Source organism: Lysobacter sp. A421 (genome assembly GCF_054052145.1).
Genome location: NZ_JBSVRL010000003.1, coordinates 228,683 through 242,310 on the forward strand (window position 1 = coordinate 228,683; position 13,628 = coordinate 242,310).

Sequence of the window (13,628 nt, forward strand, 5' to 3'; positions counted from 1 at the left end):
CTGGCGGGTTCCGGAAATGCTCCACGCGTCTGGCAAAGCCGAACGCCCCGGCAAGCGGGGCGTTCGGACCAGTGTCGGGCGTCAGTCAGCTGCGCCAGCCTTCCTCTTCCGGTTCCACCGGTTGGTCTTCGTACTTCTGCTCAGCCTTGGCGTCCGCGGCGGTGCTTCCCGCTGCACTGGCATCGGTGCGCGCCTTTTCCACCGCCTTGGCCGGCTTGGAGGCATCGGCCGCCGAGTCGGTGGCCTGCGCTTGCGCGGCAGCGGCAGCCGCGGCCTGTGCATCGGCGTCGGCACTCTGGGCGAAGGCGGCTGGCGCTGCGATCAACGCGGCAATCGCCATCGGCAACAGGAGCTTGCGAATATTCATCAGTAGGATCTCCGTGAGCGGGTTGTGGGATGCGTTGCCGCTCCCCCACGCGACCTGGCGACCCTACCGCCTGACGCCATGCCCTTGCCTGAACACGTAGGAATTGACCGCGGCTGGGATGTTCCGGTGCACCCCCACCTTGACCATCACGGGTGGCGCCACGCATTCTGGCGAGCTTTCCATCCATTCCCTCACCTGCCCGCTGCGCGCAATCGACCACTTGATGAACAACAGTTACAACGCCGCTGATATTGAAGTCCTGTCCGGCCTGGACCCCGTTCGCCGCCGCCCGGGCATGTACACCGACACCACCCGCCCGAACCACCTGGCGCAGGAGGTGATCGACAATGCGGTCGACGAAGCGCTGGGCGGTCACGCGAAGACCGTCGAGGTGGTCATGCATGCCGACGGCAGCTGCGAGATCAGCGATGACGGGCGCGGCATGCCGGTCGACATCCACCCGGAGGAAGGTATCCCCGGCGTCGAGTTGATCATGACCCGGCTGCACGCGGGCGGAAAATTCAACCACAAGAACTATGCGTTCTCCGGCGGCTTGCACGGCGTCGGCGTCAGCGTGGTCAACGCGTTGTCGACCCGGCTGGACCTCTATATCAAGCGCGATGGCAGCGAATACCGGATCAGCTTCGCCGATGGCGACCGCGCCTCACCGCTGGAAGTGGTCGGCAGTGTCGGCAGGAAGAACACCGGCACCAGGCTACATTTCTGGCCCGATCCGAAGTACTTCGACACGTCCAAATTCAACCTGCGCTCGTTGAAGCACCTGCTGCGGGCCAAGGCCGTGCTGTGCCCCGGCTTGACGGTAAAGCTGAATGACGTTGCGAGCGGCGAGAACGTCGAATGGCATTACCGGGACGGCCTGAGCGACTACCTGCTCGACGAGTTGAGCGCCGACCAGCCCAAGCGTGAACTGCTGCCGCCCGAATTGTTCCTTGGCAACTCCAGCAAGGACACCGAGACCGTGGACTGGGCGGTGGTCTGGGCACCGGATGGCGAGCTGGTACAGGAAAGCTACGTCAACCTGATCCCGACCGCGCAGCACGGCACCCATGTCAATGGCTTGCGCAGCGGGTTCACCGATGCATTGCGCGCGTTCTGCGATATCCGCAGCCTGCTCCCCCGCGGCGTCAAGCTGGCGCCAGAGGACGTATGGGACCGGGTCGCCTTCGTGCTCAGCATCAAGTTGCTGGACCCGCAGTTCAGTGGCCAGACCAAGGAACGACTGAGCTCGCGCCAGGCAGCCGGCTTCGTGGAAGCCGCCGCGCAGGACGCCTTCACCCTGTGGCTGAACCAGAACGTCGAACTGGGCGAGAAGATAGCCCAGTTGGCGATCGAGCGCGCCAGCGCGAGGCTGAAAACCGAAAAACAGATCACCCGCAAGAAGGTCACCCAGGGGCCGGCGCTGCCCGGGAAGCTGGCCGACTGCATCAGCCAGGACCTGTCGCGCACCGAGCTGTTCCTGGTCGAGGGCGACTCCGCCGGCGGCAGCGCGCGCCAGGCCCGCGACAAGGATTTCCAGGCGATCCTGCCGTTGCGCGGCAAGATCCTGAACACCTGGGAGGTCGCCTCGGGCAGCGTGCTGGCCTCGCAGGAAGTCCACGACCTGGCGGTCGCGATCGGCTGCGACCCCGGCAAGGACGACATCACCGGCCTGCGTTACGGCAAGGTCGTCATCCTGGCCGACGCGGACTCCGACGGCCTGCACATCGCCACCCTGCTGTGTGCGTTGTTCCTGCAGCACTTTCCCGCCCTGGTAGCCGCCGGCCACGTGTTCGTGGCGATGCCGCCGTTGTTCCGGATCGACCTCGGCAAGCAGGTGTTCTATGCGCTGGACGAGGAGGAAAAGCGGATCCTGCTGGAGAAGATCGAACGCGAGAAAGCGCAACGCAAAAAGGGCTCGTCGGGCACCGTCCACGTCACCCGCTTCAAGGGCCTGGGTGAGATGAACCCATCGCAGTTGCGCGAATCGACCGTCCACCCCGACACCCGCCGACTGGTGCAATTGACCGTCGATGATGCGCAGGCGACCCATGCGCTGATGGACATGCTGCTGGCCCGAAAACGTGCCGGCGACCGCAAGGCGTGGCTGGAAGACAAGGGCGACCTGGCAACACTCGACGTGTGACGGCAGCGCGGGCCGACGGGGCAATAACCCTGTCCATCAACCAAGGGCGGCCTCGAGGAGCCGGCGCAAAACGATCTGCAACCGCGTCGCCTTGTCTTCCTGGTACTCCCGCGACTGCTCGTCCATGTAGCAGCGCTGGCTGATCTCCAGCTGCACCGCATCGATGCCACTTGCCGGCGCGCCGTAATGACGGGTGATGTGGCCGCCCTTGAAGCGGCCGTTGGCGACCCAGTCATGCCCGGTCTGCGCCGCCAGTACCGATTCGATCCGTTGTTGCAACGGGGCCGAGCAACTGGTGCCGGCAACGGTCCCCAGGTTCAGATCCGGCAGTCGCCCGTCAAACAGGAATGGCAGCTTGCTGCCCCGGATCGAGTGACCTTCCCATAGCACCGCGCGTCCGTGCTCGGCGCGGATGCGATTGAGTTCATCGTCCAACGCGGCATGGTAGGGCTGCCAGTACTGCTCGATCCGCGCCGCAACCGCTGCAGCCGTGGGCTCCTGACCGGGCAGGTACACCGGCTCGCCATTGAAGCGAACCGCCGGGCACAGACCAGTGGTGTTTTGCCCTGGATACAGCGAGGTGTCATCGGCCGGCCGGTTGAGATCAACCACGTAACGGGAGTACCTGGGCACCAGTACCGATGCACCCAACTCGCGCGCAAACGCATACAGGCGCGACACATGCCAATCGGTATCGGGAGCGCGCCGGGCTTCCGGCGTCATGCTGCGGGCCAGCACGTCGGGTATCGCGCTGCCGTCGTGCGGGAGGCTGACCAGCAGCGGCGCGGTGCCGCGGTGAAGTTCAAGAATATCCATGGGCATAGTGTATTGACTCACGCTCAACCCATCAGCACGACTTCTTCAGCGCTGGTCGGATGGATGGCCACGGTGTCGCGCAGATCGGCCAGCGTGATGCCGCGTTTGAGCGCCACCGCGAAACCTTGCAGGATCTCGTCGGCCGCCTCGCCCAGCAGGTGAATGCCGACCACCCGCCGCTCGTCGCCCACGCAGACCAGCTTGAACAGGCTGCGCTGCGGCTCGTCGACCAGCGCCTGCAACATCGGCCGGAAGCTGGCGCGGGCGACATACACCTCGTCGCCGTACTTCTCCCGGGCCTTCGCCTCGGTCAGCCCGACCTTGCCAATCGGTGGATGGCTGAATACCACCGTGGGGATATCGTCCTGGTCCAATGGCGCATCCCGCCCGGCGTACAGCCGATCCATCAGCCGCCGCGCGGCGGCGATTGCGACCGGCGTCAATGGGAGGTCGCCGGTGACGTCGCCGACCGCGAAGACGCTGGCCGCCGACGTCGCATGACGCTCGTCCACGACGATGTGGCCACGCTCATCGATGGCGACCCCGGCTGCATCCAGACCCAGCGCCCCGGTATTGGGCCGGCGCCCGGTGGCAAACAGCACTTGATCGAAGCCCTCGTGGCTTGCGCCTTGACCACGGACGCGGATGCCCTCGCCGGTCTTTTCCAGCGCCGTCACCTCGCAGTTGAAATGCAGCTGGATGCCGGCCTGGCGGTAATCCTCGGCCAACTGCGTGGACAGCTCCTGGTCGAAGCTCTGGATCAATCGCGAGCCGCGGACAAACAGCTCGACCTTGCTGCCCAGCGCTTGCAGCACGCCCGCCAGTTCGACCGCGATATAACCGCCGCCGACCAGCGCGACCCGCGGCGGCGGTGCGCACCAGTGGAAAAAATCATCCGACGTGCCGCCCAGCTCGGCGCCCGGGATATCAGGCTTGCAGGCATGGCCGCCGGTGGCGATGAGCAGCCGTTGCGCACGCAGGACCACGCCGTCGTCGCACTGCACGGTGTTCGCGTCTCGCAAGCGGGCGCGGACCGGCAACGCGGCGATGCCGGCTTTGTCCAGTCGCGTGCGATAGCTCTCGTGGATGTTGCCGATATAGCGTTGGCGATGGGCAATGAAAGTCGGCCAGTCGAGCACGCAGTCCTTCACTGCAAAGCCCAGCGCCTTGGCCGTCACCAGCTTCTGGGCGACGTCGGCCGCCAGCCACATTGCCTTCTTGGGGACACAGCCGACGTTGACACAGGTCCCGCCCAGCGGGCCGGGCTCCAGCAATGCCACGCTGGCACCATGCTCGGCGGCGCGAAATGCGCCGGCCAGGCCTCCCGAGCCGCCACCGATCACGATCAGGTCGAAGTCTTGTTGCATGGATCACTCCTTCTGGATGACCTCGCCATCTTGCCGCAGCGGATGTCAGGCCCGTGTCAGTCCGATCGGCCCGCTACACGAACCGGTCGGGTACAAATGGCGTGGGATCGACGGCCGGCGCGCGCCCGGTCATCAAATCGGCAACCAGCTGCCCGGTCCCGGCACTCATGCTGACCCCCATCATGCCGTGGCCGGTCGCCAGCCACAGCCGTCGATGGCCCGGTGCGCGACCGATGATCGGGATGTCGTCGCAGCTCATTGGCCGCCAGCCACACCAGCGCTCGCGCACCTGGGCACCAACGGGCTCGCGCAGGTATTCGCCGGCGCCGCGCTCCAACGCCGCCAAACGGGACGGGTTGAGACTGTCGTCGAAGCCGCTGAACTCCATCGTGCTGCCGAGCCGGAAGCCACTCTCCCACGTGGTCACGCAGACCGAGCGCTCGCGCAACACCAGCGGCCGCCTGGGCACCAGTGTCGGCGGCGAATAGGTGATGGAGTAGCCCTTGCCCGGTTGCATCGCCGCGCCCAGCCACGCGGTTCCAATCGCCTGCGCCAATCGCGGTGACCAGGCGCCGGTGGCGATCACCACCTCCCGGGCGTGCACGATTCCCTGGCCGGTGTGCACGGCCAGGCCGTCGCGACCTTCTTCCAGCGACAGCAGCGCACAGTGCTCGTCGATTACCCCGCCATGCTCGCGAACCACACGCGCCAGCTCGTCCACGTAACGGTCCGGCCGCAACACCGCGTCGCCGGAGAACCGGATCGCACCGGCGACACCGGGTTTCACCGCCGGCTCCATGGTCTGGTAATCCGGGCCGGCAAATACCTCCACCGCCACGCCCAGCTCCCGCAAAAAGCCCAGCTCCTTCTGACCGTCCTCGAACGACTGCGCGTTTCGATAGACATAGTCCTCACCGGACTGGGCGAACTCGCAGGCCATCGAGTAGCCCTCCACCCACTGCACCAGGCGCGCCCGGGAGTCGTTCAACAACGAGGACTTGGACCGTGCGCTGGCTTCCCAGTCGTCCCGGTTGCAACGCCCGGCGAAGCGCCACAGCCAGCGCCACAGCGCCGTATCCACGCGCGGACGGATGTACAGCGGGGCATCGGGACGCAGCATCATCGCCAGCGCCGTGCGCACCATTCCCGGTGCGGCAAGCGGCGGCGCATGGCTGGGAGTGATGGTGCCGCAGTTGCCGTGCGAACTGCCGCTGCCGATTTTCCCGGCCTCGATCACGCGCACTTTGCGCCCGGCTTCAAGCAGGGCCAGCGCCGAGGCCAGGCCGATCACTCCGGCACCGACCACGACCACGTCTTCGTGATGCTCCATGACGCCAGTTTACGCGGTCAATCCGTCACCGGAGACCGCCACCGGATCTATTGAACGCCTATCGAACGCCTATCGAACGCCGCATCGGTGCCATTGCCAATAGGTGAAGGCACGCCACAGCCATTCCAGCGGACCGTAGCGGAACCGCCCCAGCCACCAGCGGCTGGCCAGCAACTGCGCGCCGAATACAAGCAACACGCCAAGCACTTGCCACGCCCGCGAAACCTCGCCCCACAGCCCCAGCCCATACCCGTAGAACACCAGGGTGCCGATGACCGATTGCGCCAGGTACTGGGTCAAAGCCATCCGCCCGGCCGGCGCGAACACGCGCAACCATGTCGCCCGATGCAATGCCAGCACCACGACCGCCACGTACGCCAGCGACATCAACGGCGCACCGGCCATATGCAACGTCATCGCCACCACCTGCTCGCCACTGGGCCGGGTGCCGCCAGGGTCACTATCGATTGCGAGACTGGCCGCGGTGAGCGCCAGGCCGGCCAGACCACCGGACCGGACCAGCGACACCCATAACCGGCGATGGGCCTGTGGCCGCCCGATCGCGCCACTGCGCACCAGCCAGGCGCCCAGCAGGAACGTGCCCAACACCAACGGGACCAGGAATACGTTGAGGCCCAGCACATGGGCGAAATAGCGCCATCGCACCGCGGTTGCCTCGGCGTAACTGCCGGCGGAGTACGCGGCAACCTCGGCGTCGCGCAGGGCTTCCACCACTGCCGCGCCCTGGACGGCATCCGGGCCCGACGCGACGTCACCGTCGAGCATCATCGTCGCCCCGCCCAGCAACATCACTGCCACCAGTACCGCCCACAAGCCGGCGCCCCACTTCCACAGATCGCCGGTCGCGGTGTGCCGGAACAACAGCAGTGCCACCGCGGTCACCGCGTACGACACCAGGATGTCGCCGGCCCAGATCAACCACGCGTGGGCCAGGCCGATCAACAGCAAGCCGAACGTCCGTCGCAGATACAACGGCGCGAAACTGCGGCCTGCGGACTGCGCACGATCGAGCATGATCGCGAACCCCATCCCGAACAGCAGTGAGAACAAGGTCCAGAACTTGCCACGCACGAACACGTAGACGAACGCATCGGCCAGCCAGTCCAACCCGCGTTGCCCGGGGGCGATGCCTTGCTCCATCCCCGCCAGCGGCGCGGTGAAGTACTCGACATTCATCAATGCAATGCCGAGCAGCGCCAGCCCGCGCAACACATCCAGGCTGTCGATCCGTTCCGACGGCGCCAGTGGCGCCAACACGGTGGAACTCATGACGCTACTCCGGGGCCAGGCGGCCAACCGATGCTGCGGTCAGTGCTGGTGGCCGCCGTCGCCGTGGACGTGACCGTGGTCGATTTCCTCGGCGCTGGCCTCGCGAACATCGACGATCTCGATATCGAAGCGCAGGTCCTTGCCGGCCATGGGATGGTTGAGGTCGACGTCGACCACGCTCATGCCGACCTTCTGCACCGTCACCGGGCGCGGGCCGAACTTGGTCTGCAGCGCGACCTGCATTCCCGGCGCCAGGCGGGTGTTCTTGAAGTACTTTTTCGGCACCCGCTGGGTCAACCCGGGCTGGGCCTCGCCGTAGGCCTGGGCGGCGGCGACTTCCGCGGTGAACTTCTCGCCGGCTTCGTGGCCTTCCATCGCCTGCTCCAGGCCAGGAATGATGTTGCCGTGGCCGACCAGGATCATCAGCGGCTCGCGACCTTCCGAACTCTCGAGGGATTCCTTGCCTTGCTCGGCGACGGAATAGTGGAAGCTGACAACACGATCTTTCTCGATTTTCATGGCATGGCTCGATGGGCGGGACGGTATGGAGGCATCGCGGCGCTGGTGGCGCCAATGATCTGGCCGCGGCGGGTGGTTGCCGTCATCCGCGCCAGCAGTGAAGCTATGAGGATGACGAAAGCCGCGCATTATCCCGGGATCATCGCCCTTGCGCCAGCGCAAAGCCTGCCAGCGCAATGGACACGGATGCTTTTGCTGCCCCTGACCGGGGTGTTGCTGGCCAGCTGCGGCGGGGGCGAACAGAGCGTTCGCAGCACCGCGCCACCGCCCGGTTCGCGCGACTGGGCGGTAGTCGCCCCGGCCAATCCTGCGGCCTCCAACGCGGTATTGATGCGCGCGATCAGCCTGGTTGGCACGCCCTACAAATGGGGCGGCAACACCCCGCAGTCAGGCTTCGACTGCAGCGGACTGGTCAATTATGTCTACCAGGACATGTTGCAGATCGACCTGCCGCGCACATCCAGCGCGCTGGCCGCCTATCAGGGACCACGCATCAAACCCCAACAACTGACGGCCGGAGACCTGGTTTTTTTCGGCAGCGGCGGTCACGTCAGTCACGTCGGCATCTACGTGGGAAGCGGTCGTTTCGTACACGCCCCCAGCAGCGGCGGCACGGTGCGGCTGGACCATCTGGACGGTTACTACTGGCGCGACCATTACACCGGCGCAAAACGGGTGGTTCGCTGAGGTGCCGGTAAAAACGTGAACTGCGTTGCTTTTTATTCACAAATTTTTAACGAATTATAAACCAATCACGCCGCTTTCACGTCCATCATCCACCGTTGATCACAAAGTGATGACCGCGTGACAATTCCGATCCACGGCCAAATCCGCACCGCCTGCACTTCTTCACGCCGCGCGTCCGCCCGCTACCGCTTCTTGCTGGGCTGCGTTTTGTCCGTTGCGATGACTCCCGCGTTCGCCACCGAAGCGGCGCCGGGGCCTGGATCCATCGAGATGCCGGTGTTGATGCCCGACGCGATGACGCTGCCTGATCGTGCACTCAGCCTGGCCGGCGATATCAGCGGCATGCTGGCGTCGGGCAAGACCGCCGCCGCCGCCGCCGATTACACCCCACCTGACCGGGAGGCAAAAAACCTCCTGCAACGCGCCCTGACACTGTTGGGCACCCCGTACCGTTGGGGCGGCACCTCGCCCGACAAGGGGTTCGACTGCAGCGGACTGGTCAGTTATGTGTTCCAGAACGCCTTGGGTATCGACCTGCCGCGAGTCTCACGCGAACAAGCCAACGCTGGCGAACCGGTCGCCGACAAATCCGATCTGGCCGAGGGCGACCTGGTGTTCTTCGGCAACAGGGGCCGGATCAACCACGTCGGCATCTACCTGGGCGAAGGCCGCTTCGTGCACGCTCCCAGCACCGGCAAGGATGTGATGGTATCCAGCCTTGAAACCGGCTACTGGAGCGGAAAATACGTGCAAGCCCGTCGCCTGCACGGCAGCTGAGACCGCCCGCCACGGGCCGGGTTGCCTGCAGGTCGGGCGGCTACAGGTCGCCGGCCACCCGATAGCGCTCCACCGTCTGTTCGATCCCCTTGCTCAACTCCATCACCTGCATCGCGTACTCCGCCAGATGACGGTCTTCCTGATTGACCGGATCCCAGGTGGGCACCGTCGTCGGCTTGCCCTCTACCGCATCCAGCGCGACAAACACGATCATGCAGTGGGTGCACAGCCTGGGCTCGCCGCCCATCGGGTCGCGCGCGCTCACATCGACCGCGAAATGCATGCTGCTGGTGCCGGTGTGGACCAGCCGGGTGCGCACGGTAACCAGGTCGCTGATCCGGATCGGGGCCACGAAACGGATGCCGCCAACCGCCACCGTCACGGCGTAGGTACCGCTCCAGCCCACCGCTGCGGCATAGCCGGCCTGGTCGATCCACTTCATCACCACCCCACCGTGGACCTTGCCGCCGTAGTTGACGTCGGCCGGCTCGGCGAGGAAGCGCATCGTCAAATCGCGTTGCTGCCCCTTCATGCCCGCAATCCGCGCGTCGCGTCGAACCTGATGACTGGGGAAACCACGTCGTGTGCGAATGCCGTCATTGATTTCTCCCTTGCTCTGGTCCCCACGGGCGGGATCGCCGACACTATCGTGCCCACCGTGGTTCCGACATGTTGAATATCCGTGTATCGCTGCTGACCTTCGCCCTGCTCTGGCCGACAATAGCAGTGGCCACCGACCCGATCCTGCCTCAGTCAGAAGCTTACGTGACGCGCGACAGTTGGCGCCAACCGGTGGCGCCCTTCCAGATCGCAGAACACACCTGGTACATCGGTACCGAAGGCCTCAGCGCGTTGCTGGTGAAAACCACCGACGGCGCCGTGCTGGTCGACGGCGGCCTGTCGCAGGCCGCCGACATGCTGCTGCAGCACATGGCGGCACTGGGTGTTGCGCCTCACGAGCTCAAGCTGATCTTGCACAGCCACGCCCATGCCGACCACGCCGGTCCACTGGCCGCGATCAAGCGCGCGACGGGCGCGGCGCTGGTCAGCAATGCCGAGTCGGCCACCCTGCTCTCCCGCGGCGGCAGCAACGACATCAACTATGACGACCGCCTCCTGTTTCCTCCGGTGCATGCCGACCGGTTACTGCAGGACGGGGAAATCGTCGCGTTTGGCGGCATGACGTTCACGGTCCATTTCACCCCGGCCCATACCCCGGGTTCGATGAGCTGGACGTGGAGCGACCAGCACGATGGCCAACCGTTGCGCATCGCCTACGCCGACAGCCTGAGCGCTCCGGATTACCAACTGATCGACAACCCGCGTTTCCCACACATTGTGGATGGGTATCGCCACGGCTTTGCAACGGTACGGGCCCTGCCCTGCGACCTGCTGATTGCGCCGCATCCAGAGGGCGTCGGCTGGCGGCCCGCCTCAACCGAAGCTCCCCACCCGCACCCGATGACCTGCCGCGAGTACGCCGACAATGCCGAGCGCGACTTCGACCGGCAATTGGCCGCGCAACGGGAGGCTACCGACTGATGCCCTATTGCCCCATCGTCGCCACGCTTGGCTATGTCCTGTCGGCGGACGGTCGAGAAGTGCTGATGATCCACCGGAACGCGCGTGCCGACGACCAGCACCTGGGCAAATACAACGGACTGGGCGGCAAGCTTGAGGCCGGCGAGGACGTGGTCGCCGGCATGCGCCGCGAGATATTCGAAGAGGCCGGCATCGAGTGCGATCAGCTCAGCCTGCGCGGGACCATCAGCTGGCCCGGGTTTGGGCCCAATGGCGAGGACTGGTTCGGCTTCGTGTTCCTGATCACCCGGTTCAGCGGCACGCCGTTCACCAGCAACGTCGAAGGAACCCTGGAATGGGTGCCGGTTGAACGCCTGCACGAACTTCCGATGTGGGAGGGCGACCGCGAGTTCCTGCCATTGGTGTTCGACGGCAGCCCGCTCGCATTTCACGGCGTGATGCCGTACCAGAATGGCGCGATGGTGTCGTGGCGCTACTCGCGGACATAGTGATTCAGGATGCAACACTTAGCCGGCATAATCAGACCATTCCGCTCAAGGGTCCTATCGATGTCCACACCGCGCAGCGCCTGTCTCACCCTGGTTCCCGTCCTGCTCGTCGCCGCCTGCGCGACTATCGCACCCCCACGCGCATCCGTCGCCGATGCGGTCCAGGTCAGCGTGCCGACGATCGAGCACCCGCAAGACGAGACCGCCGCCTGGTGGTTCGTTGACGGCGCCGCACAAGCCGCCGAGCGCGGCGCGATGGCGGGCCAGGCAAAGAACGTGATCCTGTTTGTAGGCGACGGGATGAGCCTGCCAACGGTGGCCGCTGCGCGCATCCTCGACGGCCAGCGCAAAGGCACGCCGGGCGAACACAACCGGCTGAGCTGGGAGCACTTCCCCGCCACGGCCCTGAGCAAGACCTACAACACCGACCAGCAGACCCCCGACTCGGCCGGCACCATGAGCGCGATGGCGACCGGGGTAAAGACCCGCGCCGGCGTGATCAGCATTGGCCAATCCGCCAAGTTCGGTGACTGCGCAGGCGGGCTGGCGGCACCGATGGCCACCCTATGGGAATTGGCAGCTGCCAGCGGCATGGCTACCGGCGTGGTCACCACCGCCCGGGCCACCCATGCGACCCCGGCAGCGACGGCCAGCCATTCGGCCAGCCGCAACTGGGAGAGTGATGCCGCGATGTCGGCCGAAGCGAAGGCTGCCGGCTGCATCGATATCGCCCGCCAGATGATCGAGTCGCCCTACGGCAATGGCCTGGACGTGCTGATGGGCGGCGGCCGCACCAATTTCATGCCCGCCGATCAGGTGGACCCCGAATACCCCGACAAGTCCGGCCGACGCGAGGACGGTCATGACCTGATCGCCACCTGGCAGCAGCGCCATCCTGACGGCGCCTACGTGTGGAACGCGGCGCAGTTCGCGGCCGCGCCTACCGGTGCGCCGCTGCTGGGGCTGTTCGAGCCGAGCCACATGCAATACGAAAACGACCGACCCGATGATGCCGCCGGTGAGCCGAGCCTGGCCGAAATGACCCGCGCCGCGATCACCCGCCTGGCCGACAATCCCAACGGCTACGTGCTGCTGGTCGAGGCAGGCCGGATCGACCACGCCCACCATGACGGCAACGCTTACCGGGCGCTGACCGACACCATTGCCCTGAGCCAGGCGGTCGAGGAGGCGGCCCGGCTGACGTCGACCGATGACACCCTCATCATGGTCACCGCCGATCACGCACACACCCTCAGCTTTGTCGGCTACCCGGCGCGCGGCAACCCGATCCTCGGCAAGGTCCACGAAGCCGACAAGGACGGTGAACTGGAGCTGGCGCAAGACGCCCGCGGCATGCCCTACACCACGCTCAGCTATGCCAACGGACCCGGCTATACCGGCGCCAGCGACCGCCAGGCCGCGGGCCCCAAGACCTTCCCGCACAGCCCGAAGGAATATTCTGCCGCGATCAGCCGGCCGGACCTGACCGACGTCGACACCGCCGCACCCGACTACATGCAGGAAGCACTGGTCCCCACCAGCTCCGAATCGCATGGCGGTGACGACGTCGGCATCTGGGCAAGCGGGCCCGGCAGCACGGCGGTGCGTGGCAGCGTGGAGCAGAACACCATCTTCCACTTCCTGCTGCAGTCCACCCCGCACCTGCGCCAGGCCATGTGCGAGGCCGGCTACTGCAACGCCGACGGCGTGCCGGTGGAGTTGCCGGTGGCGGACGCCCTCACCGTAGACTGAGGCGCGTAATGACGGGTGCTGGCCTAGAACGGCTTGGCCAGCACCAGCCACACGATCATGATCAACAGCACTACCGGGACTTCATTGAACCAGCGCAATGCCCTGGACGAGGGCAGTGGACGACCGGCATCCACACCCTTCAGCCAACGACCGCTGACGATGTAGTAACCCAGCAGCACCGCCACCAGCACCAGTTTGGCGTGCAGCCAGGCGCCGCTGATCCCGAAATGCATCCACAGCGCCAAACCCAGGATCACCGCCAGCCCGAACATCACGTGGCCAAAGCGATACAGCCGCTTGCCCATCAGGGTCAGCCGGGAACGCACCGACGGCTCATCACCTGCCTCGGCGATGTTGACCAGGATCCGCGGCAGGTAGAACACCGCTGCCATCCAGGCGATCACGAATACAAGGTGGAACGTCTTCGTCCAGAGATAGGCATTCATGCAGTCGAGGTCCTCGGTGGGTTGGGCGTTTGTTTGGCATGTCGTCGGCTAGGATGACACGACGCGGTGCCGACCTGGCCCTGCGACCGCGTCGCTTTCATCCT

14 protein-coding genes are annotated in these 13,628 nt (G+C 65.7%); 6 read left to right on the forward strand and 8 right to left on the reverse strand.

Translation table 11 applies throughout. The features are described 5' to 3' along the window. Window positions 1-85: 85 nt before the first annotated feature. Entirely contained in the window at window positions 86-367 is a 282-nt protein-coding gene (locus ACW7G6_RS10840) for a hypothetical protein (RefSeq protein ID WP_456998242.1), read from the reverse strand. Between the two features lie 223 nt (window positions 368-590). Between ACW7G6_RS10840 and parE the strand changes: the two genes are divergently transcribed. Next, a complete protein-coding gene (gene parE / locus ACW7G6_RS10845; RefSeq protein WP_456998243.1) occupies window positions 591-2,510 on the forward strand; it encodes a DNA topoisomerase IV subunit B in 1,920 nt (639 codons plus the stop codon). 36 nt (window positions 2,511-2,546) lie between these two features. Here parE and hutG read toward each other — a convergent pair whose 3' ends face one another. The 5 genes from hutG to ACW7G6_RS10870 form a co-directional block, all read right to left on the reverse strand. Next, window positions 2,547-3,326 carry an N-formylglutamate deformylase gene (hutG, locus tag ACW7G6_RS10850; RefSeq protein ID WP_456998244.1) on the reverse strand — a complete coding sequence of 260 codons (780 nt, stop codon included), beginning with the start codon at window positions 3,324-3,326 and terminating at the stop codon, window positions 2,547-2,549. Between the two features lie 23 nt (window positions 3,327-3,349). After that, window positions 3,350-4,693, reverse strand: coding sequence for a glutathione-disulfide reductase (gene gorA / locus ACW7G6_RS10855; protein ID WP_456998245.1), 1,344 nt, complete (start codon window positions 4,691-4,693; stop codon window positions 3,350-3,352). A 73-nt stretch (window positions 4,694-4,766) separates the two neighbouring features. Then, the gene (locus tag ACW7G6_RS10860) at window positions 4,767-6,023 is read right to left on the reverse strand and encodes an NAD(P)/FAD-dependent oxidoreductase (protein ID WP_456998246.1); all 1,257 of its coding nucleotides are present in this window, start codon (window positions 6,021-6,023) and stop codon (window positions 4,767-4,769) included. A 69-nt stretch (window positions 6,024-6,092) separates the two neighbouring features. Beyond that, a complete protein-coding gene (locus tag ACW7G6_RS10865; protein WP_456998247.1) occupies window positions 6,093-7,313 on the reverse strand; it encodes a DUF418 domain-containing protein in 1,221 nt (406 codons plus the stop codon). Window positions 7,314-7,352: 39 nt separating this feature from the next. Continuing rightward, window positions 7,353-7,832, reverse strand: a complete 480-nt coding sequence (locus tag ACW7G6_RS10870; RefSeq protein ID WP_456978571.1) for an FKBP-type peptidyl-prolyl cis-trans isomerase — start codon at window positions 7,830-7,832, stop codon at window positions 7,353-7,355. A gap of 186 nt (window positions 7,833-8,018) precedes the next feature. Here ACW7G6_RS10870 and ACW7G6_RS10875 point away from each other — a divergent pair, with 186 nt between their 5' ends. Continuing rightward, window positions 8,019-8,519 carry a C40 family peptidase gene (locus ACW7G6_RS10875; protein ID WP_456998248.1) on the forward strand — a complete coding sequence of 167 codons (501 nt, stop codon included), beginning with the start codon at window positions 8,019-8,021 and terminating at the stop codon, window positions 8,517-8,519. A 117-nt stretch (window positions 8,520-8,636) separates the two neighbouring features. Then, window positions 8,637-9,296 (forward strand): C40 family peptidase, encoded by a 660-nt coding sequence (locus ACW7G6_RS10880; protein ID WP_456978569.1) that lies wholly within the window; start codon window positions 8,637-8,639, stop codon window positions 9,294-9,296. Window positions 9,297-9,336: 40 nt separating this feature from the next. Here the strand turns inward: ACW7G6_RS10880 and ACW7G6_RS10885 are convergent, their stop codons facing one another. Beyond that, on the reverse strand, window positions 9,337-9,828 hold the full coding sequence (locus ACW7G6_RS10885) for an acyl-CoA thioesterase (RefSeq protein WP_456978568.1): 492 nt from the start codon (window positions 9,826-9,828) through the stop codon (window positions 9,337-9,339). Window positions 9,829-9,965: 137 nt separating this feature from the next. Here ACW7G6_RS10885 and bla point away from each other — a divergent pair, with 137 nt between their 5' ends. The 3 genes from bla to ACW7G6_RS10900 are packed head-to-tail and all read left to right on the forward strand — an operon-like array spanning window position 9,966 to window position 13,078. Further along, entirely contained in the window at window positions 9,966-10,838 is an 873-nt protein-coding gene (gene bla / locus ACW7G6_RS10890; protein ID WP_456998249.1) for a subclass B3 metallo-beta-lactamase, read from the forward strand. Continuing rightward, the gene (locus tag ACW7G6_RS10895) at window positions 10,838-11,326 is read left to right on the forward strand and encodes an NUDIX hydrolase (protein ID WP_456998250.1); all 489 of its coding nucleotides are present in this window, start codon (window positions 10,838-10,840) and stop codon (window positions 11,324-11,326) included. The genes bla and ACW7G6_RS10895 overlap by 1 nt, the downstream gene beginning before the upstream one ends. 60 nt (window positions 11,327-11,386) lie before the next feature. Next, the gene (locus ACW7G6_RS10900; RefSeq protein ID WP_456998251.1) at window positions 11,387-13,078 is read left to right on the forward strand and encodes an alkaline phosphatase; all 1,692 of its coding nucleotides are present in this window, start codon (window positions 11,387-11,389) and stop codon (window positions 13,076-13,078) included. Window positions 13,079-13,101: 23 nt separating this feature from the next. Here the strand turns inward: ACW7G6_RS10900 and ACW7G6_RS10905 are convergent, their stop codons facing one another. Then, the gene (locus ACW7G6_RS10905; protein WP_456978564.1) at window positions 13,102-13,524 is read right to left on the reverse strand and encodes a CopD family protein; all 423 of its coding nucleotides are present in this window, start codon (window positions 13,522-13,524) and stop codon (window positions 13,102-13,104) included. Between the last annotated feature and the right edge of the window lie 104 nt (window positions 13,525-13,628).

Excerpts from the sequence above, each read along its gene's own strand:
- ACW7G6_RS10840 (WP_456998242.1), bottom strand. The coding sequence starts at position 367 with ATGAATATTCGCAAGCTCCTGTTGCCGATGGCGATTGCCGCGTTGATC.
- parE (WP_456998243.1), top strand. The coding sequence starts at position 591 with ATGAACAACAGTTACAACGCCGCTGATATTGAAGTCCTGTCCGGCCTG.
- hutG (WP_456998244.1), bottom strand. The coding sequence starts at position 3,326 with ATGGATATTCTTGAACTTCACCGCGGCACCGCGCCGCTGCTGGTCAGC.
- gorA (WP_456998245.1), bottom strand. The coding sequence starts at position 4,693 with ATGCAACAAGACTTCGACCTGATCGTGATCGGTGGCGGCTCGGGAGGC.
- ACW7G6_RS10860 (WP_456998246.1), bottom strand. The coding sequence starts at position 6,023 with ATGGAGCATCACGAAGACGTGGTCGTGGTCGGTGCCGGAGTGATCGGC.
- ACW7G6_RS10865 (WP_456998247.1), bottom strand. The coding sequence starts at position 7,313 with ATGAGTTCCACCGTGTTGGCGCCACTGGCGCCGTCGGAACGGATCGAC.
- ACW7G6_RS10870 (WP_456978571.1), bottom strand. The coding sequence starts at position 7,832 with ATGAAAATCGAGAAAGATCGTGTTGTCAGCTTCCACTATTCCGTCGCC.
- ACW7G6_RS10875 (WP_456998248.1), top strand. The coding sequence starts at position 8,019 with ATGCTTTTGCTGCCCCTGACCGGGGTGTTGCTGGCCAGCTGCGGCGGG.
- ACW7G6_RS10885 (WP_456978568.1), bottom strand. The coding sequence starts at position 9,828 with ATGAAGGGGCAGCAACGCGATTTGACGATGCGCTTCCTCGCCGAGCCG.
- bla (WP_456998249.1), top strand. The coding sequence starts at position 9,966 with ATGTTGAATATCCGTGTATCGCTGCTGACCTTCGCCCTGCTCTGGCCG.
- ACW7G6_RS10895 (WP_456998250.1), top strand. The coding sequence starts at position 10,838 with ATGCCCTATTGCCCCATCGTCGCCACGCTTGGCTATGTCCTGTCGGCG.
- ACW7G6_RS10900 (WP_456998251.1), top strand. The coding sequence starts at position 11,387 with ATGTCCACACCGCGCAGCGCCTGTCTCACCCTGGTTCCCGTCCTGCTC.
- ACW7G6_RS10905 (WP_456978564.1), bottom strand. The coding sequence starts at position 13,524 with ATGAATGCCTATCTCTGGACGAAGACGTTCCACCTTGTATTCGTGATC.